Here is a 22,017-nt window from a genome sequence, read left to right as displayed (position 1 = left end):
TAGGATATGACAATACTTAACGTTAACAATCTTTCAGTTAAATTCGACAACAGCCAGATACTAAAAGATATCACTTTTCATCTTAGCCGTGGCCAGTATCTGGCCGTAGTAGGACCGAACGGTGCTGGTAAAAGCACACTAGTGAAAACTCTTGTTCGTGAAAACAGGCGTTATGAAGGTGTATTCTCTTTTGATAAATCCATCAAAACCACAGGCTATGTAGCCCAGCAGAACAATGATGGTTCATACTTTCCGGCAACTGCAAAGGAAGTTATCATAAGCGGCCTTTGCAGACACCATCTGCTGCCTTTTGTTTCCAAGGCGGACAAGGAGCGAATTAACACTGTGGTTCAGGAACTTGAACTGGAGGATTTACTCGATAAGGGATACTTTAATCTGTCAGGCGGTCAGAAACGTGCAGTGCTGATTGCAAGAGCTTTTGTTGCCAGTGACAAAATGCTGATTTTAGATGAGCCAACAGCAGGCCTTGATGTAAGCTCACAGTCTCTTCTTTACAGCAGTATCAGAAAACTCAATGATAAGTTCAAGACCTCTATTCTGATGATCAGTCATGATCTTGAAAGAATTATAAAAGAAGCTGACAGCGTTCTTTGTATAGAACATGAAGTAAAATTCTTCGGCAAAACTGAGGATTTCATAAAAACCGAAACCTTTAAGAGTCTGATGGAGCACCACGTTTAAATGATCGATTCAATAGTTCAAATGTTCTCCTACTCTTTCATGGTGAGAGCCTTTATTACAGGTTTATTTATCAGTGCCTGTGCAAGCATTATCGGCGTAAGTCTGGTTTTAAAACATTACTCCATGATGGGTGACGGTCTATCACATGTAGGATTTGGAACACTGGCGATAGCTGTAGTTCTTAATCAGTCTCCGCTTTATCTGTCACTGCCGATTGTAATGCTCTGTGCATTCCTGCTTTTGTCTTTATCTAAAAGATCTAAAATTCATGCCGACGCAGCGATAGCACTTATATCAACCTCTGCTCTGGCTTTAGGTGTAATGCTGCTTTCAGTTACAACAGGAATGAACACCGATGTCTGCAATTATCTTTTCGGATCTATTTTAGGCATGAAGATTTCTGACATGTACCTGACCATAATACTATGCTCTGTGATTATCGTTCTGTACGTGCTGTTCTACCCAAAGATTTTTGCAATTACCTTTGATGAGACATTCGCAAAGGCATCAGGGCTTAAGGTTAAATACTACAATCTGGCTTTAGCCCTGATGAGTGCAGTGATTATTACATTGGGCATGAGAATGATGGGCGCCCTTCTGATCTCCAATCTGATTGTGATACCAGCTCTTACAGCTATGAGAGTCTGTAGAAGCTTCAAAAATGTCGTACTCTATTCTTTAGCAATCAGTCTGTTCTGTTTTGCTGCTGGACTTTATGTTTCATATGAATTTTCAACACCGACCGGAGCTTCAATTGTACTTATCAATGTTGCCCTGTTCCTGATTCATGTTGTGATCGAAAAGTTAAGAGGCGCAAATGCTATTTAGGAAACTGCTGACTTCTGTATTTATCATCATTATGGCTTCAGGCTGTGTATACGGCAGAGAAATAGTCATCAAGGACAAGCTCTTTATCACAACCATGAATGATATCTATACCAACCTTGAAGAGGAATACAAAGACGATATCATCACCTTTGAGGGCAACCTTCAGCGAGGAGAATTCGATGATCCGGAGTTTGAAGGAAAAGAATTTCCCTTTGTATACAGACTAGGTCCTGGCTGCTGTTATAACGACAGCTACGCCGGAATGTATATTGATTATGATGGAGAGATCCCTCCTGATAATACCTGGGTCCGTGTATCAGGTCACGCTGTATACTTCGAACACAACGGTTTTACTGAACTGTTTTTAAAGGCTGACTCTATTACAGTCATGGATAAACCAGGTATGCTTACAGTAAAGGATTAACCAAAAACTTACTGTAGTTTTTTCTCAACAGTATTCGAACTCTTCTTTTGGTGTCTAACTACAATCTGTACCAGAAGGACACCCAAAAGAAGCAGAACCATACCAAAAACAATCCTCGATGACAGCCTTTCAGATAAGAACACTACTCCTCCTAAAACACCGATTAAAGGTGTAAGCATTGAGCTCACAGCCAAAGCGGAAGGATCCATCTGATCAACAACGAAACTCCAAAGCACAAAACATAAAGCAGATGCCAGGACTCCGTTATACAGAAGACAGAGAATGGAGGTTAGATTGAATATAGGAAGACTCTCCACAACAATGCAGGAGTAAACAATCAGAAAGAAGGTACCGAATCCAAGCTGTAAGGTTGTATGAGCCAGCTTATCCAATCCTCCAAGTTTTGTCTTAATGATAAGATTTGCTACCGCCCAGGATAAAGCTCCGCTTAAAGCCAGAAACATCATGGAGAGCTCACCTTCAAGACGGAAATTCATAATTATGAAAAGACCGATGAAAGCTAGACCTATACCAAGACTTTTTACAAAAGAGAATTTCTCTTTTAACACGATATAGGAAAGAATGGCCACAAATATCGGCATTGTATAGTTAAGAACACAGGAAACTCCTGCTCCTAGATGCGCAATTGCTATCTGTACTACAGCATTTGAATAACTTATATGCAGTATGCCTACAAGAGCAATCCAGAACAGACTATTATTCTTTAATCTTGTTATTAGAGATTGATTGGATTTGGATACACTCTCTGAATATGATAAAACACCAGAACAAGAAATACCGTCCCGAATTATATTCATAAAATTTGTGCGATGAGTTTTATGAAAGAAAATCAGCGGCAGCAGGACAATAAAACCAACAAGGAATCTGGATGTTGCAAATAATTCCGGCTCGAAATACCCAGAGGCAATTTTCATTACCGTCCAGTTCATTCCCCAGATTAAATACAGTAGCACTAAAGCAAATATCAGCATAAACAGTCCATAAAAATATTCACTTTTATTGTAACTGTCTAACCAACATATATGAAAACAAATTGTTTAAAATGATATATTCGTTTGAAAAAGAAAGGGAAAAAGAATTGAGTTAAAACTTGGTGCCCAGGACGAGACTTGAACTCGTACTCCCGGAAGAACTACCCCCTCAAAGTAGCGTGTCTACCAATTTCACCACCTGGGCACAACAAGAAATATAATACCAAATTTTAACAATTTGTAAAGATTTTATTTGTTAAAACTCAGTATGTTAAGTTTAATATTTATACTTTCTTTCGTTATCCTTCAAAAGAAGATCGGTTTTACCAGTCAGAAGCTTCTTATAAATCACATCATATAAGAGTACATTCTGCACGTAAAGACGGGTTTCCTTAAATGGAATATTCTCAATAAACATTGGCGTATCACGCTTCTTACCATCAGCAGACTTCCATCTTGGAATTCTGTTAGGGCCTGCATTATAGGCAGCTGCCGCCAGAATTCTATTGTTATCGAATCTCTCCAGCATATCCTTCAGATAAGCAGAGCCTAAACGAATATTGTTTTCAGGGATAACCAGATCTCTAGGTCCGTTGTAATCCCAGTTATTCTTCTTAGAAACCACTCTTGCAGTCTCAGGCATAAGTTGCATTAAACCGACAGCACCAACTGGAGATTTAATATTAGGATTAAGCATACTCTCCTGACGGGAAATGCCATACAGGAATGAGAGTGGAACATTAGTTAAAGATGAGTATTTCTGATACAGATTCAAAAATGCTTTAGGGAATCTGTAATCCAGAGCATCCCATCTCTTGCCTGCAATAACCGACATGATTGCATAATTGACGTTTCCTGAGGAAAGAGCCCAGTCAGCCATTACCATAGCTTCATCGTTAGTGCCGTGTTTTGCAACTTCGTTCCACTCTATATTTGCATTGGCACTGTCTAAAGCTTTGAACTCAAAGAATCTGATTGCAGCCTTATTGTTAGCAACAGTTGAAGGCCACTTTGCTGTCTTTGAAATTCGCTCATGATTAAATGGAGGCTGCTGACCTAACTCCTGAGCAGCAAGGAATCCAAAGAAACTGCGATCTTTAGCAACTTCTTTCATTAGGATAAGACTCTGATCCTTCTGGCCTATCTCATATGCAGCTCTTGCCTTCCAGTATTTCCAGTTAATCTCCTTCTTGTCATTTGGATTCAGATGATTGTAGAGATCATAGACAACATTCCACTGTCCGAACCAGATTGCCTTTCTCATTCTCATGATTTTGATTTCATCTGTCCATTCAATAGCAGGAAGATGCTTATCAACCCAGTTGACTTCATCTAGGGTTGAATTTCTGCCTAAAAAGCCTCTCGAAATAATCTGAATAATATCAAGACGCTCTGTAGGGGTGATATGGAATTTCTTGCAGAAATACTCAAAGTGAGGATTTGCATCCTCAGGTTTTAGATTGGCAAAACGTTTGAAAGCTAATACCGCTACACGATGATCATCATCTGAACCTGGTACATAATCCTCATTAAGAATTTTCGATGGGTCTTCGTAAAGAGCCATTGCCATATTGATTCGATTCTTGAATTTGGAATCAGCAGAGAACTCTGAAGCAAGATTTCTGGTTGAATCTGCATATCGGCGCTGAATGTAAAGTCTCTCAAACTTGTCCATACGATTGGTGTCATTCAAATTGCCATTCTGTCCCCAGACGTAGATTAGCCCCGAACAGCCTGATGGATATGGTTTAAGCTGCATATAGATTTTGTTTGCAAAAATCTGTGCAGACATATCTGCCTGTCCTAGATGCCATCTTGCCTCGTAGAAACGACACTGCAGAGTCTGCTGAGAGGAAGTCATTTCCATATCATCATTAAATGGTTTCTTCTTTCCTATAAGTTCTGAAACCTGCTTATAGTTTCCATGTCTTGACAGAAAATCTATGTACTTGTTTTTAAGAATCTGACTTAGTTCTTTGTGATCATCACTATTGATAAAATCCACAACTTTGGAATACTTTGCAACATCCATGTTATTGGTAAGATACCAATAATCAATCCATAGGGCCAAAGGATAGTCTTCAAGATGATTTCTCTTGATTCTCATGGCCTCTGCAGTATCACCTTTCTTTGCTGCAGTTTCTGCGTCCTTAAAATACTTTCTCTGATTAATTAGTTTTGGAGTGGTTGCAAGTAAAGGATTAGTAGCACTCAGATCAACTACAGGAGCTACGTAGGGCTGTTTAACCTCTTTTCTTTCAATCGGAGCCTTGTAATAATTCTTGTTGCTCTTCGGTGCAGCTTTTTTCTGAGCTGACTTTTGAGAATTTTTGCTGTTTTTCTTGGTGTTAGCGGATTTTGAAGTATTTGAGTTCTTTGTATTATTTGTCTTTTTAGTTGAATTAGCTTTCTTGGTTTTCTTCTGAGTCTGAGCAGTCTTATTTCCATTGTTCTGGGCAGAATAGGCACAGTTGAAATTAGCAGCCAGGAAGCAGACTGAAGTTCCAAGAAGAAGAGATTTTACTAGATTTGATAATTTCATAAAAAACCAGCTTAACTTTTGTAACAGTATCTCTTTCATTATACAAAGTTAGAGCCGGTTTTTAAGAAAAAAATGTCACAAATTGCTGAGATATCAACAATTAGAACAGACTTATGTTGAATACCTTTAAATATCCAATGAATAGGATTACAGCAATTACGGTTGTCAGAATATATCTGTAGTAAACAAACAGTTTCTCTGAAATCTTATAGCCGATACCGGTATTACACTCTTTAATGTACTTCTCCCATTTCATACCACGCTTTGAGGTAATGAACAGAACAAATACTAAAGAACCGATTGGCAGTACGTTGGATGAAATCAGGAAGTCACAGAAATCTGTAATGCCAGTGCCATTTCCTAAGATTGAAACATTTGAAAGAACGTTGAAACCTAATACAGGAAGAATAGCTAACAGAAGGATAACTACGAAATTAACCAGCACAGCCTTCTTTCTCTTAACGTTGAACATTTCAAGGTTTGCGGCAATGATATTTTCAAATACAGCAATCAGAGTTGAAACTGCAGCAATCAGCATGAACAGGAAGAACAGAGTTCCCCACATTGAGCCAAGATACATGTTAGAAAAAACAGTAGTCATAGACACAAACAGTAAATTAGGACCTGCGTCTGGATTGATGCCATAGGTAAAACATGCAGGGAAGATTACAAAACCAGATAACAAAGCAATCGCAGTATCAAGACCAGCAATGAATAGAGCCTCGTTTAAAAGACAGTGACGGTTTGACATATAGCTACCGAAGATTGCAATACCGCCCATACCGGTTGATAAGGTAAAGAATGCCTGTCCCATTGCAGCCCAGATTGCCTCACCAAAATTATTCTCAAGTTTTGTAACATCTGGCTTTAAGTAGAAGGAAATACCCTCAGCAAAACCAGACATAGTGCAAGAACGGAAAGCCATAAACAACAGAAGGATAATCAGCATCATCATTAAAGGCTTGGTATAACGCTCAACACCTTTAACCAGACCTAAAGCCACAATCATAAATGAGAAGGCGACAACAGCAGCCATGCACATATACAGGGTTACAGGATCAGCCAGTAATGAAACAAAACCTTCAAGGGCAACATCCTTTGGCAGGTTTGACTCAACGGTACCGAAAGCAAACTTCAGGAAATAATAAAGCATCCAGCCGGTGATAATGCCATAGAAAGACATCAGAATATAGTTACCGGCAAGCTGCCACCACTTATTAACATGCCACTTGGTACCAGGCTCTTCTAATTTTTCATAGCACTTTGCAATTGATGATCTTGAAGCTCTTCCGATTGCAAGTTCAACAGTTAAAAGAGGAATACCCATTGCAAGCAGGAAGAACAGATAAATCAGTACAAAAATTGCTCCACCGTACTGACCTGTAATATAAGGGAAACGCCAGACATTACCAATACCAACAGCACATCCGGCTGCAATCAAGATAAAACCAAGTCTGGTTTTAAACTGCTCTCTTTTCTCGTTCATTCGATTATCCTAAATCTTAAAATTTTAATGTTAAGCTCTACCAAAAATCTTATAGTAACCAACTGCAAGCACAATGATTACCATGGTGGTCAGAATGTACTTATAGTAAAAATAAAGTGCTGTTGGCATAGAGAATCCCTTACCGACATTACACTGGTCAATATAGTTCTTCCACTGCATGCCACTCTTAGAACAGATGAACAGAACAAATACAATTGAACCGATTGGAAGAATGTTGTTTGAAACAAGGAAATCAAAGAAATCCAGAATACCTGTATTAGAACCAATAATATGAACGTCTGAGAGAACATTGAAGCCCAGCATTGGCAGTAGACTTAAGGCGATAATCACGACAAAATTGATCACCACAGCTTTAATTCTGGTCCATTTGAACAGCTCAATACAACCTGCAATTGAACTTTCGAACACTGCAATCATGGTCGATACAGCAGCAATCAGCATAAACAGGAAGAACAGACTTCCCCAGATAGTTCCCAAAGTCATATTTGAGAATACCACTGTCATGGTTATGAACAGCAGATTAGGACCAGCATCTGGATTGATTCCATATGTGAAACATGCAGGGAAAATTACAAAACCTGATAATAAGGCAATGATGGTATCAAAGGTTGCGATGAAAACAGCCTCATTCAGAATCTTGTGACGTTCTGACATATAGCTGCCGAAGATAGCAATAGCACCAAAACCAACTGATAAGGTGAAGAATGCCTGTCCCATTGCAGCCCAGATTGCCTCACCGATATTGTTCTCAAATTTCTCAAAGTCTGGCTTTAGATAGAACTTGATACCCTCTTCAAATCCGTCAAGAGTAGCAGATCTGCAGGCCATAAAGAACAGCAGAAGAATCAGCACAATCATCAGAGGCTTGGTGAAACGTTCAACGCCCTTGATAACGCCTAAGGCTACAATGGTGAACGAAAAAAGCACAGTGATAAATACACACAGGAACATGGTCTCAGGATTTGCAAGAAGTTCACCGAAATTCTGACCTGCTGTTTCCCTAGTCATGCCTGGGGTGATATTGCCTGATACAAAGTTACAGAAATAGAAAAGCATCCATCCAGCTACAACTACATAGAAGGCCATCAGGATATAGTTACCTGAAAACTGCCACCATTTATTGAAATGCCAGTGAGAGCCAGGCTGTTCAAGTCTTTCATAGCAGTAAGCCATTGAGCTTCTTGAAGCTCTACCTATGGCAAGCTCAACTGTAAGTAAAGGAATACCTACAGAAAGCAGGAAAAACAGATATAAAAGAACAAAATACGCGCCACCATACTGACCGACAATATAAGGAAATCTCCAAACATTTCCTATACCCACAGCACAACCTGCGGCAATCAGCAGGAAACCAAGTCTGGTTCTAAAAACTTCCCTAGTTCTTACCTTTGTACTCATAAAATTATGTTTCTCGTTATTATTATTTATTAAAAACAGATATATAGCCTTGAATTAAAAGGAAAACTACAATTAAAGGCAATACATATTTGAAATAGAACTTAAATTTGTTGGTTAATTTAAATCCTGAGCCCTTGTTGGTCTCCTTTAAATATTTATCAAATCCCCATCCATAATTCCATGAGACGTATAAAACATAGATAATTGCACCAATTTGGAGAATATTCTGAGACAGAATAAAATCATATAAATCAAGAATTACAGTGCCCTCACCTAGAGGATGTACATCTGATAATACATTGAAGCCGAGAATTACGGGCAGAGCTAAAACAAGAATCACTATGCAGTTGTATACAACAGCTCTCTTTCTTGAAATATTGAATACATCAATACTGATACCAACGATGTTTTCAAACACAGCAATCAGTGTGGAAACCGCAGCAAACAGCATAAAGATAAAGAAAATACTTCCCCAGATCTGACCAGCAGCCATGTTAGAGAACACAGAAACCAGAGTAACAAAAATCAGACCAGGGCCCTGACCTGGCTCAACAGAATAGCTAAAGCAGGCTGGGAAGATAATGATACCGGCTAAAATAGCAACAATAGTATCTAACAGTGTAATAACGGCTGCTTCGTAGGTTATGGATTTGTGAGAATTCATATAAGAACCGAAAATCTGGAGAGAACCTACACCTAATCCCAATGTAAAGAAAGCCTGACCTAATGCTGCATATAAAACCTCATACAGATTCTGTGATGAAATTTTAGAAAAATCAGGCATCAGATAGAACTCTAAGCCCTTTTCAAAACCAGGTAGGAAAAATGATCTTGCGGAAAGGAAAACCAGCATCATGAACAGTAAAACCATCATTGGTTTGGTAATACGCTCTACACCGTTCCTTACACCACAGGCACATACAGAAAAACCAACTACGGTAACAATGACAGTACAGATAATCTGAGTAACAGGATCAGCAAGCATACCGCCGAAAATAGCACCAGAATCTCCCTGGCTCATTGGAGCTGCAGTAAATTCACCTAACAGCATTTTTGTGGAATAGTAGAACATCCATCCAGTAACCATGGTATAGAATGCCATCAGGATGTAGTTTCCCATGATCATAAAATACTTACAGATATACCACTTCTTGTTAGGAGTCAGTATTTCAAAGGAGCGACCGATAGATCTTCTTGAAGCTCTACCTACTGAAAGCTCAATTGTTACCAGAGGTATTCCAAGCAGAATCAGAAATGCTATATAGATAAGTACAAATAAAGCGCCGCCATACTGACCAGTGATATAAGGGAAACGCCATACATTTCCAAGACCAATTGAACATCCTGCAGCAATGAGAAGGAATCCTAGTCTGGAAGTAAACTGTTCTCTATTATTATTTTGAGTACTTGTCATTTTTTTTCTCACAAAAAAGGCCCGTATTTTTAACGAGCCTTGTTTTATTTAACATAGCACGAGCTAAGGATTATTCCTCGCGAGGGCTATTCTCATATGGATTTGGCAGATCCTCTGATGAAGCCTGAACATATGTGTTCTCTGCTGGCTCAGCATCTTCCTCTAAATCAACTTCAGGAGTTGAATCCTGTTCAGCCTTCTGTTCTTCAGCCTTAGCATTCTCAGCCTCAGCTAATGCCTTGATTGATAAGCGGATTCTTCCAGTGTTATCAATGTCTAGAACACGAACACGAACTTCATCACCGACACATAGATAATCATTTACATTCTCAACACGCTCTTCGGTGATCTGAGAAATGTGTACAAGACCATCTCTGCCAGGAAGAATGTTTACGAAAGCACCGAAATCAGTGATTCTTACAACTTTTCCATCATAATCCTGACCAACTTCAACTTCAACTAAAAGATCATTAATGCGCTTAATTGCAGCATCAGCTGATGCTAATGAAGAAGCTGAAATCTTTACGGTACCATCATCATCAATATCGATCTGAGAGTTGGTATCAGCCTGAATTGAACGGACATTGAAGCCTCCCTTACCAATAACTTCCTTAACCTTGTTTGCAGGAACCTTGATGGTTACTACACGTGGAGCATAAGGAGACAGAGTCTCACGAGGACCAGGGATGGCCTTCTGCATTACATTCAGTAAGTGAATTCTTGCAGCGTGAGCATCAGTTAATGCATTCTGCATGATCTCACGGGTAATACCGTCGGTCTTGATATCCATCTGCAGAGCGGTAACACCATCACGGGTACCGGCTACCTTGAAGTCCATATCACCTAAGTGGTCTTCATCACCCATAATATCGGTCAGAATAGCAACTCTGTCATCTTCCTTAACAAGACCCATTGCAATACCAGCAACAGGAGCCTTGATAGGTACACCGGCATCCATCAGAGATAAACAGCCTGAACATACAGATGCCATTGAAGATGAACCGTTTGACTCAGTGATTTCTGAAACAACACGAATTGAATATGGGAAATTCTCCATCTCAGGAAGAACAGCCTTTAAGGCTCTCTTAGCTAGACGACCGTGACCAATTTCACGACGCTTTGGAGATCCAATCAGACCAATCTCACCTACACAGTATGGAGGGAAGTTGTAGTGAAGAATAAATCTGTCTGAACGAACACCAGCCATATCCTCAAAGGTCTGAGCATCTCTCTCTGAACCTAGAGTACAGGTACCAATAGACTGAGTCTCACCACGGGTGAATAAAGCAGAACCGTGCACACGAGGAAGAATACCGGTAGCGATAGTGATTGGACGAATCATTCTTAAGGTACGACCATCAATACGCTTTTCACCTGAAAGGATTCTCTCACGAACGATGTTACGCTCTAACTCAAAGAAAATCTTGGCGATTTCGTTATCCTTCTCTGCCCACTCTTCGTGTTCAGCCTTTAACTTCTCAGTTGTATTCTTCTGGATCTCAGCCAGCTTATCCTGACGCTCCAGCTTATCAACGATTCTGAATGCGTCACCAACAGCCTGCTCAGCATCAGCCTTTACAGCCTCGATTAAAGCAGTGTTCTCCTCTGGCTTTACCCAGTCCCAAACAGGACGGTTAACCTTCTTGGCGAACTCTTCAATCTCTTTAATTACAGTCTGCTGCTGCTCGTGGCCGTACATAACAGCACCAAGCATTACTGACTCAGGTAGGCAGTTAGCCTCTGACTCAACCATTACAACAGCCTTCTCTGAACCTGCAACAACAAGATCAAGATCAGATACCTTTGACTCTGAGGTTAATGGGTTTAGAACATACTGACCATCAATATAGCCAACACGAGCTGCACCTAGTGGGCCATTCCATGGAAGACCAGATGAAGCTAAAGCTGCAGATGCAGCGATGATTGAAATGATATCTGTTGGGATTTCAGGATTTGCAGACATAACAGTAACAACAACCTGAACCTCATTTACGAAACCATCTGGGAATAAAGGACGTAATGGACGGTCGATAAGACGAGAAATCAGAGTCTCACCTTCTGTTGCACGACCTTCTCTACGGAAGAAACTTACAGGGATTTTACCTGCAGCATAAGAACGTTCCTGGTAATTAACAGTTAGAGGGAAGAAATCTCTACCTTCAACTTCTTCTTTACGGTTGCATACTACGGTAGCAAATACGGTAGTATCGTCCATTGATGCCATTACAGCAGAATCAGTCTGACGACCAATTGCTCCAGTTTCTAATGTAATAGTATGACGACCATATTTAAAGGTGTGAACTATTGGCTTTAAATTCATCGATTATTATCTCCACTTTTTTCCCACTTTTGTTTGCCTCTTTCGTGGGAATTCACTTTATCACTACCAGATGCGGATACCCTTTTTTCTTCTTTATACTACCTAAAAAAGGGACAGCCTCTATTCCAACAGTGTTACATAAAAAAGCTGAAACTAGTTTCAGCATATCCTCAAGGATAAATATTCATCCTTAAAAAATTACTTTTTACTCTAAACAGTAAAACAAACTGATTGCCAAGCTAAAAATCAAAGATCTTTATTACTTTCACTTTGTATTAACAAGCAAGTTTATCTGCAATATTATCACACAGATACATTTTCAAATTCTTGCTTTTGATAATGTTTTTGTAAGTTTTGAGATCTTTCTCGCGCCTGAAAAAGGAATTTCTGCGGATTGAAGAATAGAGTAAACAAAAAACTGTTACAAATCCAAATATCGACTCATCAGTTAAACTACAGAACCAATGAATTTAGCAAAAGAACTGCAAATCTTAAACAAGACTTACTGCAGAAAAGAACTGCAAAAAAGACATGAAACATAAAATTCGGGCGGCACCAAAGCCGCCCTACTCTGCCACTGATTAGCGACGGAGACCTAACTTCTCAACGATTGCGCTGTAACGTGCAAGGTCTGAAGTCTTTAAGTAGTCAAGAAGCTTACGACGCTGAGCAACTAAGCGTAGTAGGCCGCGACGGCTGTGGTGATCCTTCTTGTGAGTCTCAAAGTGAGGCTGTAGGTCAGAAATTCTTGCAGATAGTAATGCAATCTGAACCTCTGGATAACCAGTGTCCTGTGGGTTACGACCAAACTCAGCAACGATTTTTGCCTTATCTTCTACTGTTAACATAATTTATATGCTCCATATTTTGTGAAAAATAAAACTTCCAAACCGATCACAAACTCAGTTGAAAGCGTGCTAATTCTATCATAAAAGATAGAATCTTTATACAAATTTAACTTTATATTTTACAAGAATTTAAAAAAGATTTAAAAGAATTGTATCTAATTGATTTAAAAGAAGAATTATACCTTACAACAAAAGCTGTAAGGTATAAATTCGGATTATTTTCCGATATTGGATGCGATTTTTATAATGGTATCTGTGTAAAAATCAGTAAAACCAGTTTCATTGATTGTACCTGAAAGAACCTGATAGGCACGTTTAATGGCATGATAGCCCTGACGATCAGGCTGCTGACAGATAACAAACTTGTAAATACCGGCTCTTACCATTTCAACAGTTGTGTATATATCATCAAAAGCTATACCTATAATATCATCTCGACCGGTTGCAATAATTGAGGCACCTACGCCCTGAACTCCAGCACCGGTAACATATACGCAGTTGACTTCATTATGTTCGTTCAGATATTTTGATGTCTGAATCTGAGCCTGAATGTCAGAATCATTTGATTCAATCTGACCGCAGATTTCAAAATCAACATTGAGATTCTTTAATTCCTCAACAAAACCTTCAATACGCTTTCTGTGCCCGTGCATCAGACTTGAACCGGTAACAACCAGAATATTAAGCTTGTCAAACTTTGAAATCAGAGACAGTAAACCAGCACAGGTCTTTCCGGCCTTCTGATAATCAGAGCCAACATAGCAGACTCGCTTACAGTTCTTTACATCTGAATTAACCAGAATAACCTTAATTCCCAGTAATTCACATTCATTAATCTTCTGAGCTACAGATTCTGTATCAATGGTTGCAAGACAGAGAGCAGAACAGCCCATCTGCTTTAACTCGTCAATGGCTTCTAGATGAGTTTTCTCATCATAGCCCTGAACTTTTTTGTAAATAACGTCTACGCCAAGTTCCTCGTACTCAGATATGGCCTTCTCTATACCTTCAATAACGCCTTCAAAGAAGATATTTCCAATACTTGGAAGAAGCACACCGATCTTGAAGCGATCTCTAATACCTGATAAAGCACGACCAGCTCTGTTTGGAACGTATCCTAATTCCTTGGCCAGAGTCTTAATTTTTAATGCTAGTTCTTTTTTTACCGAACCACGATTATGCAGTACTCTATCAACAGTTCCTCTTGATACGCCAGCGGCCTTTGCTAAAGTTTTAACTGTTACTGTCATCGTGTAATAATCCCAAAATTATTATTCTTATATTTAATTGTTATCAATAGGAGGACATAGCTGTCCCCCTATTCAATGCAGACTAATCTATAAACAGATTCTCACCGATTAGTTTGCCTGTAGTCATGTTTGCCTTACCCTCAGCAGAGTCCTTATGTGCATACAGCCACTTGTTGTTGTGAGTTAGACAGCCAGACTCGCCATCACGAGATACACCTTCAGGTCTGTCGGTATTTGTGTCCTTAGGTAAAACCACACCAACCTTGAAGTGATCGTAGCCAGGAGCAACACAAGGTGCATAATGCAGGGTTGTCTCATAGAACATAACTGCCTGACCTTTTCTTACGATAAAGGTTTCAACGTCATTGGTATCAATGATACCGTCATGAACTGCAGTCATAGGAGCAACCATTAGAACAGCATCGGTAGCAGCAATGTTAAGTTCGCTGTTGCGGTGATACTCGAGGCAGTTTAATCCCTTGTTGTCACCGTTGCAGTAGCCGAACTGGATATTAAGACCACCAAAGACCTGATTCTTCAATACAGGCATTACTGAAGGGTCCTCAAGATAATCAACAGATGCCTTGTAGTCAGTACCAGGAATTAAAGGAGTCTTCTCAATTAGAGATAGAAGCTTAGGTGTATCAATATCAGTGATTACCTTACCGTATCTTTCAAATTCTACGTCGGTAACTTCCTTATATTTAGCAACCTCTTCACCATCAAGTTTCTTTCTCATGGTGTCAAGCTTAGAGAATGCAGGACGTAGAGTTGGATATAAGAATGAATAGATCTTATAAACCTCATCATACATCTTAGCTACGCTCTCATTGGTTGAAGACTGCTTGTCAGACGTCTTGACCAGTTTTGCACAGCCTTCCTCAACAGACTTGAAGATACCTGCAGCAACACCAGCAAGGATAGCTGCACCTAATGCAGGACCTTCCTTAGAGGTGGTGGTAACAATCTTACACTTTAGAATATCTGCCAGAAGCTGACGCCAGAATGGTGACTGTGCACCACCGCCACAGGCTGTCAGAGTAACAGGATTGATGTCCATCTGATGAAGAACATCAAGATTATGACGCTGAGATAAGGTAATACCTTCAAGAACAGCTCTTGTCATATGAGCTTTGGTGTGTCTTGCGCTTAAGCCAAAGAATACACCACGGGCATTTGGATCTAATACAGGTGATCTTTCACCCATCAGATATGGAAGATAAATCAGACCGTCTGAACCAACAGGACACTCAGCTGCCTTTGCAGTCATCAGATTGTAGACATCGCTACCGGCTTTAGCTTCCTGTTCCTTTTCAAAGGAATAAAGCTCATCACGTGTCCAGCGTAAAGATAGACCTGCAGCTAAGGTACATGACATAGCTGTCCAGGAATTCTCAACTGCAGCACAGAAGGTGTGTACACGTCCGAGAGGATCGATTGATGGTTTGTTTGTGTGAGCAAAAATAACACCTGAGGTACCTAGGGTAACAAAGGCATCACCTTCCTTACATACACCGGTGCCTAAAGCAGCTGCGGCATTATCACCTGCACCGCCAGCAACAATAGTCTTCTCGCTTAGGCCGGTTAATTTTGCAATTTCAGGAGTAATGTGACCTGCAACTGCGCTTGATTCGATAATTGGCGGTAACAGAGACTTATCAATATTCAGTTTCTCTAGAATCTCATCAGACCAGACTCTGTTTGTAATATCCAGAAGATTAGTACCGGAAGCATCGGAAATTTCCATAGCTTTATTGCCGGTTAACATGTAGCGAACATAATCTTTTGGTAAAAGGATAGTACGACACTTGTCGTAAATCTCAGGCTCATTTTCACGAACCCATAAAATCTTTGGAGCGGTGAAACCAGTCAGTGCAGGGTTTGCATTGATTTCAATAAGTCTCTTCTTGCCTACTAATGCAGTAATCTCATCACACTGCTTCTGAGTTCTGGCATCACACCATAGAATTGAATTTCTGAGAACCTTACCGTTCTCGTCTAACATTACAAGTCCGTGCATCTGACCTGCAATAGATAAAGCAACTACATCCTCAGCATTTACCTTGCTGTCTTCTAATACAAACTTAATTGAATTGATAGTTGCGTCGTACCAGAACTTTGGGTCCTGTTCAGCCCAGCCATTCTTTGGCTGTAATAAAGGATACTCGATAGTCTTTGAAGAAAGAGTATTTCCGTTTTCGTCAAATAAAACTGTTTTAGTACCTGATGTACCTAGGTCAACACCCAATAAATAACGCATAAAATAGTTGTCCTAATTAATTATTATAGAGAAGTAACTAAAGTTAGTTTATTTGCTTGATAGATCTTTGTTTGGGAAAGAATCGGGGGCTTTTAAAGCCCCCTGTTTTTTATTAGTTAGTTACGCGCTTCTTTGACATAACATCAACAACCACGGCAACCAGAAGAACTAGACCTTTAACAGCCTTCTGCCAGTTAGCATCAACACCTAGGATTGACATACCGTTGTTCAGCACACCCATGAAGATAGCACCGATAACAGCACCGCCAACAGTACCAACACCACCGTATGCAGAAGCACCACCGATGAAGCATGAACCGATTGCGTCAAGCTCATAGCCGGTACCAGCCATAGGAGAAGCTGAGTTGAAACGAGCCACACAAACCAGAGCTGCAACAGCTGCTAGTAAGCCCATGTTTACATATGACAGGAATAGTAAGCGGTTGGTATTAACACCAGATAGCTTAGCAGCCTTTTCGTTACCACCTAATGCATAGATACGACGACCAACAACAGTCTTGTTAGCGATGAATGCGTAGATGATTACAACAGCAGCGATTAGAACTAAGATAACTGGAATACCCTTGTTCTGAGCTAACAGTAAGCTTGAAGCGATTAAAGCAGCTAATACGATTACATGCTTGAACAGGAAGCCTGATAGAGGCTCAACCTCGTAACCCTTCTTAATCTTTGAAACACGGCTGAATAGAACACCAACAACGTAGATTGCAACGATTACCATGGTGATTGCAACTGTGGTTGCATATGCATCTGCACGGTTTGCTGGTACGAATGAGGTGAACAGCTGTAAGTACTCATATGGGAATGGGTTGATGGTAATACCGTCAAGTACAATCAGAGCTAAACCACGGAACAGTAACATACCTGCTAAGGTTACGATGAATGATGGAATACGGATATATGCAATCCAGAAACCATGCCATGCACCGATGATAATACCTAACAGAATACAGATAGCCATTGACATGTAGATGTTGTATTCATTGTTAACCATCAATACACCGGCAACAGCACCGATTAAGGCAACGATAGAACCAACAGACAAATCGATGTTACCGCAACCGATAATCAGGAATAACATACCTACGGCTAAGATAATAACGTAACTGTTCTGGTAAATAATGTTAGTAAAGTTCTGAGGTGAGAATAGAGATCCCTTATCAGTAGACTGAATCAGAACTTCAAAGAAGATCATTACTAAAACTAACGCAATCAACAGAGAATTACGTTTGAACATGTTTAAAATATAAGCCATTTTTATTATTGCTCCACAATATGTTTCTTACCGGATGTACGTAGGATTGCACCCATGATTGATTCCTGACTTGCTTCTGAACGAGGCATTTCTCCAACAATCTTTCCTTCGTTCATAACATAAATACGATCTGACATACCTAAAACCTCAGGTAATTCAGAGGAAATCATCAGCACAGCCTTTCCTGCTTCAACAAGTTTGTTGATCAGACAGTAAATTTCGTATTTAGCACCAACGTCGATACCACGAGTAGGTTCGTCCAAAATCAGAACCTCTGGATGAGCCAGCATCCACTTAGCAAGTAGAACCTTCTGCTGGTTACCACCAGACAGGTTACCTACATTCTGCATTACAGATGCGCACTTGACGTTTAGATCCTGTTTCAGTTCCTTGGCTTTAACAATCTCAAGGTTCTTGTCTAAAACCATGTTCTTTGAAACTTCTTCAAGGTTAGCCAGAGTCATGTTGGCTGCGATTGGGTTCTCAAGAACCAGACCATCGCCCTTACGATCTTCTGTTACATATGCTAAACCTGACTTAATAGCCTGAACTACAGTCTTAAACTGAACAGGTTTACCGTTCATCTTTACATCACCGCTGATGTTTACACCGTATGAACGACCGAACAGACTCTTAGCAAACTCTGTTCTGCCTGCACCCATCAGACCTGCAAGGCCAACCACCTCACCACGATGAATCTTGATGCATACGTTGTCATTAACCTTTCTCTTAGGATTCAGAGGGTGATGTACAGTCCAGTTATTAACCTCAAGTAAAACCTCATCAGAGATCTTGTGGCTTGGGTCTCTCTTAGGGAAACGATCGGTTAGAGCACGTCCAACCATTCCTGCAATAATTCTGTCTTCAGAAACGTCGTGATTAGAATTATCTAGAGTCTCAATTGTTGAACCATCACGGACAACAGTAATTGAGTTTGCAATATATGAAATCTCATTTAGCTTATGAGAAATGATGATACAGGTCATGCCTTCTCTTCTGAACTTGGCGATAAGTTCAAGTAACTTCTGGGAATCGTCTTCGTTCAGAGATGCTGTTGGCTCGTCAAGAATCAGTAGACGACAGTTCTTAGAAACAGCCTTTGCAATTTCAACCAGCTGCTGTTTACCAACACCAATATCTTTAATTAAAGTATGTGGATCTTCATCTAATCCAACTAAATCAAGTAACTCTTTTGCACGCTGATAAGTTCTAGGCCAGTCAACAACACCTTTGTTCATTGAGCTTACACGCTCATTACCTAAAAACATGTTTTCAGCGATAGATAGATAAGGTACTAATGCTAATTCCTGATGGATAATTACAATACCTTTATCTTCGGAATCGTGAATTTTACTAAACTTACAGGTTTCATTATCAAAAATAATGTCACCTTCATAAGAGCCATAAGGGTAAATTCCACTTAAGACATTCATAAGGGTTGACTTACCAGCACCGTTTTCACCAACAAGTGCGTGTACTTCGCCCTCTTTCACCTCTAAATTAACGTCTTTTAAGGCTGTAACCTTACCAAAACGTTTGGTGATATTTTTCATCTTAAGCAATACTTTTTGCTCGGTCATAACGTGTTCTCTTCTCCAAAACAGGCCGGAAGAATTCCGGCCTGAAAAGTACTTTAACTACTTAAATTATTTGATTTCCTTTTCTGTGTAGTAACCAGAATCAACTAAAACTTCCTTCAGGTTTGCATTAGTTACAACAATTGGAGAACATAGGTATGAAGGAATTACACCAGTACCGTTGTTGTAGGTAGTGGTATCGTTAACAGGAACATCCTGCTTATCTACAATTGCGTTAACCATCTTAACAACCTGGTCAGCTAGAACACGGGTATCCTTGAATACAGACATAGTCTGTAGGCCGCGCTTAATGTTCTTAACTGATGGCTTATCACAGTCCTGACCGGTCAGGATTGGGAAGTTATCCTTGTTGTAACCTTCTGCAACTAGAGCATTGGTTACACCGTTTGCGACAGAGTCATTTGATGATAGAACTGCGTCTAACTTAACACCCTGAGGACCATACTGTACTGAAGAGATTAAGTTTTCCATACGCTTCTGAGCTTCTTCAGTTGACCAGTTCTGAGTAGCAACCTGCTCTTTCTTGGTCTGGCCTGACTTACATACTAACTTGCCTGAATCTAAGTATGGCTGTAGAACGTCAATTGCACCGCCCCAGAAGAAGTTAACGTTGTTATCATCGATAGAACCGGTGAAGAACTCGATGTTCTTAGGTGCAGTCTTATCATCCTTTAGCTTTAAAGCATCAACGATGTAGTTACCCTGAATCTGACCAACCTTGTAGTTATCGAAGGTTGCGTAGTAAGAAATTGCATCTGAGTTCATGATTAAGCGGTCATAAGAAATAACAGGAATGCCCTTCTCTTTAGCGCCCTGTAGAACCTGAGTTAATGAACCACCATCAATTGGAGCAACAACTAGAACTTCACAGTTTGAAGCAATCAGGTTCTCAATCTGAGATAACTGTGTAGGAATATCGTTGTCGCCTGCGTATAAAAGTTCAACTTTATGATTTGCTGCTTCTAACTGGTCCTTTAGATTGTGACCATCCTGGTTCCAACGCTGTAATGACTGAGTTGGCATTGAAACACCGATTTTAGCTGCGTTAGCGGTTGATGCGAAAGCAGTGCAAGCTAATACAGCACAGCAAAGAGTAGTTAAAGTTGTCTTAATCTTCATAGTAAACCTCATGTTTATTGTTTTCATCTGTGCACGTGCACAAAAACATACTAATTCTGATCTAAAAAAAATGCATTATTTTCTTTTTAATTTGATTTTATTTTTAGATTCATATCTCACTTTTTATTTATCTACTTGTTTTATAAGTATTTTATAAAATTTACACTTAAAATTGTATAAGCCAAATATTCATAAAATATATAAAACATCTTACCGTAAACGGTTTTTGCAAATAATTAGTTTTATCACAAAACTAATATATATCAATCTGTTTTTTCTATTTATTATTTTTCTGTGTCTAACCGTGCCATATACACATCAGACAAGTTAGTTCACTCAGTAAACTTATTATATATGGTTTAATATTGTGTAATTTTTAGGTTAATTTTTTTTATTTTTGCCTCTGTTTTGGGCATAAAAAACAAGAATTAGAATTTTTTTTTCAAATATTTTATCTTTGCTTTAGTGTGCTGATCCGTTGATCAAAATAGCTATTTTTGAAGCAAAAGTGCATTAAATGTGCTTTTTTCAAATGCACACACTGTACTTGGGTAATTTAGTTTGTCGCAAAAAATAGATGTTATGAAATTATATTTGTCACACCTAATTCCAATTATCTTTGTCGCATATTAAGAAGAGATGTAATAGATAGAGTTTTCTTTATATAACTATCTCGTTTTCGTATTTAGAAAGGTTGCCCGCTGAATTGATAAGAATTTTTGAGTAGCCCAACTTTATATAGCGGAAGTTGGGCTTTTGTTATATGTTTATGCTTTAGCTTTATCCTTATATAGGAATTTATCTGCAGTCCATCTTGACAATGGCATTTCAACAATATGATGACAGAAAACTGCAAAAATAAGCATTGCAACAATGACAGCCGTAGGCACTGCTATACTATGTTGTATACAAAAATCAGGATGGGAATTTATAAATGATCCACTTATCCATAAGATAACGTAGTGTGTTAGAAATATTGAATAAGTGTATTTTCCAAAATAGATTGCCCAGGATTTATTGAAGAAGTTTGATAAAAAAACTTTCTTTATTAAAAACATCCAAAGTAGTAACGCAATTGTTCCAGACATTACGTTATTTCCAAGATTGAATCCTAGGTGTTTCCAATATAGTCCAATAAGAAGAGATATGAAAATGAATATCTCAAAAGCTGAGACTGCATAATAAGATATTCCTTTTTTGATGGCAGCTGGAGATTTGGAACAGCGAAGCTTATGGAACTTAAAGGCCTATGGTATCTGCATATTCCTGTAACCAGAGAAAAAGAAGATTTCAAAAAAGAGAATGTAAAACATATAGTGGGAATAGACAGAGGCTTACGCTTTCTGTCTGTAAGCTATGATGAAGAAGGAAAGACCGAATTTATAAGCGGAAAGAAGATTGCAACAAAGCGAAACAAATTCCTTGAGCTGAGACGAGAGTTTCAGGCTAAAGGAACAAAATCAGCAAGACGAAGACTAAAAGCTATATCCGGACGAGAAAACCGCTGGATGTCAGATGTAAACCATCAGATATCAAAGA

17 protein-coding genes and 1 tRNA gene are annotated in these 22,017 nt (G+C 39.3%); 4 read left to right on the top strand and 14 right to left on the bottom strand.

Annotated features, from left to right (window positions below):
• The first annotated feature begins 6 nt into the window (after positions 1-6).
• From BM308_RS01515 to BM308_RS01505, 3 genes are read left to right on the top strand one after another with little or no spacing between them, the layout of a single operon-like run.
• Entirely contained in the window at positions 7-702 is a 696-nt protein-coding gene (locus BM308_RS01515) for a metal ABC transporter ATP-binding protein (protein WP_083425390.1), read from the top strand.
• Positions 703-1,530, top strand: a complete 828-nt coding sequence (locus tag BM308_RS01510; protein ID WP_074942539.1) for a metal ABC transporter permease — start codon at positions 703-705, stop codon at positions 1,528-1,530.
• Positions 1,520-1,954, top strand: a complete 435-nt coding sequence (locus BM308_RS01505; RefSeq protein ID WP_074942538.1) for a TIGR03943 family putative permease subunit — start codon at positions 1,520-1,522, stop codon at positions 1,952-1,954. The genes BM308_RS01510 and BM308_RS01505 overlap by 11 nt, the downstream gene beginning before the upstream one ends.
• Positions 1,955-1,962: 8 nt before the next feature.
• Here BM308_RS01505 and BM308_RS01500 read toward each other — a convergent pair whose 3' ends face one another.
• The 14 genes from BM308_RS01500 to BM308_RS01435 all read right to left on the bottom strand — a co-directional run bounded on the left by BM308_RS01500 (position 1,963) and on the right by BM308_RS01435 (position 21,668).
• On the bottom strand, positions 1,963-2,946 hold the full coding sequence (locus BM308_RS01500) for a DMT family transporter (protein ID WP_074942537.1): 984 nt from the start codon (positions 2,944-2,946) through the stop codon (positions 1,963-1,965).
• 120 nt (positions 2,947-3,066) lie between these two features.
• Positions 3,067-3,151: transfer RNA gene (locus BM308_RS01495), tRNA-Leu, on the bottom strand.
• Positions 3,152-3,223: 72 nt separating this feature from the next.
• Positions 3,224-5,488: a transglycosylase SLT domain-containing protein gene (locus tag BM308_RS01490; protein ID WP_074942536.1), complete on the bottom strand. Its 2,265-nt coding sequence runs from the start codon at positions 5,486-5,488 to the stop codon at positions 3,224-3,226.
• Between the two features lie 100 nt (positions 5,489-5,588).
• On the bottom strand, positions 5,589-6,974 hold the full coding sequence (locus BM308_RS01485; protein WP_074942535.1) for a sodium-dependent transporter: 1,386 nt from the start codon (positions 6,972-6,974) through the stop codon (positions 5,589-5,591).
• A gap of 30 nt (positions 6,975-7,004) precedes the next feature.
• Positions 7,005-8,393, bottom strand: coding sequence for a sodium-dependent transporter (locus tag BM308_RS01480; protein ID WP_074942534.1), 1,389 nt, complete (start codon positions 8,391-8,393; stop codon positions 7,005-7,007).
• A gap of 22 nt (positions 8,394-8,415) precedes the next feature.
• The gene (locus tag BM308_RS01475) at positions 8,416-9,807 is read right to left on the bottom strand and encodes a sodium-dependent transporter (RefSeq protein WP_074942533.1); all 1,392 of its coding nucleotides are present in this window, start codon (positions 9,805-9,807) and stop codon (positions 8,416-8,418) included.
• A gap of 70 nt (positions 9,808-9,877) precedes the next feature.
• Entirely contained in the window at positions 9,878-12,127 is a 2,250-nt protein-coding gene (pnp, locus tag BM308_RS01470; RefSeq protein WP_083425388.1) for a polyribonucleotide nucleotidyltransferase, read from the bottom strand.
• Positions 12,128-12,708: 581 nt separating this feature from the next.
• Positions 12,709-12,975, bottom strand: coding sequence for a 30S ribosomal protein S15 (gene rpsO, locus BM308_RS01465; protein WP_371258487.1), 267 nt, complete (start codon positions 12,973-12,975; stop codon positions 12,709-12,711).
• A gap of 215 nt (positions 12,976-13,190) precedes the next feature.
• A complete protein-coding gene (locus BM308_RS01460) occupies positions 13,191-14,225 on the bottom strand; it encodes a LacI family DNA-binding transcriptional regulator (protein ID WP_074942532.1) in 1,035 nt (344 codons plus the stop codon).
• Between the two features lie 82 nt (positions 14,226-14,307).
• On the bottom strand, positions 14,308-16,485 hold the full coding sequence (gene xylB, locus BM308_RS01455) for a xylulokinase (RefSeq protein ID WP_074942531.1): 2,178 nt from the start codon (positions 16,483-16,485) through the stop codon (positions 14,308-14,310).
• A gap of 112 nt (positions 16,486-16,597) precedes the next feature.
• Positions 16,598-17,761, bottom strand: a complete 1,164-nt coding sequence (gene mmsB / locus BM308_RS01450; RefSeq protein ID WP_074942530.1) for a multiple monosaccharide ABC transporter permease — start codon at positions 17,759-17,761, stop codon at positions 16,598-16,600.
• A gap of 5 nt (positions 17,762-17,766) precedes the next feature.
• Positions 17,767-19,341, bottom strand: a complete 1,575-nt coding sequence (mmsA, locus tag BM308_RS01445; protein WP_074942529.1) for a multiple monosaccharide ABC transporter ATP-binding protein — start codon at positions 19,339-19,341, stop codon at positions 17,767-17,769.
• A 66-nt stretch (positions 19,342-19,407) separates the two neighbouring features.
• Positions 19,408-20,478 carry a substrate-binding domain-containing protein gene (locus BM308_RS01440; protein WP_074942528.1) on the bottom strand — a complete coding sequence of 357 codons (1,071 nt, stop codon included), beginning with the start codon at positions 20,476-20,478 and terminating at the stop codon, positions 19,408-19,410.
• Positions 20,479-21,245: 767 nt separating this feature from the next.
• The gene (locus BM308_RS01435; RefSeq protein ID WP_373604435.1) at positions 21,246-21,668 is read right to left on the bottom strand and encodes an acyltransferase family protein; all 423 of its coding nucleotides are present in this window, start codon (positions 21,666-21,668) and stop codon (positions 21,246-21,248) included.
• A gap of 42 nt (positions 21,669-21,710) precedes the next feature.
• Between BM308_RS01435 and BM308_RS01430 the strand changes: the two genes are divergently transcribed.
• Positions 21,711-22,017: transposase (locus BM308_RS01430; RefSeq protein WP_218152520.1), on the top strand; the 307-nt coding region annotated here is incomplete at its 3' end.

Source organism: Succinivibrio dextrinosolvens, assembly GCF_900116345.1.
GTDB classification, from domain to species: Bacteria; Pseudomonadota; Gammaproteobacteria; order Enterobacterales; family Succinivibrionaceae; genus Succinivibrio; species Succinivibrio dextrinosolvens_B.
Note: the sequence above shows the minus strand (reverse complement) of the source record. Positions and strands in the feature narration are given on the sequence as shown.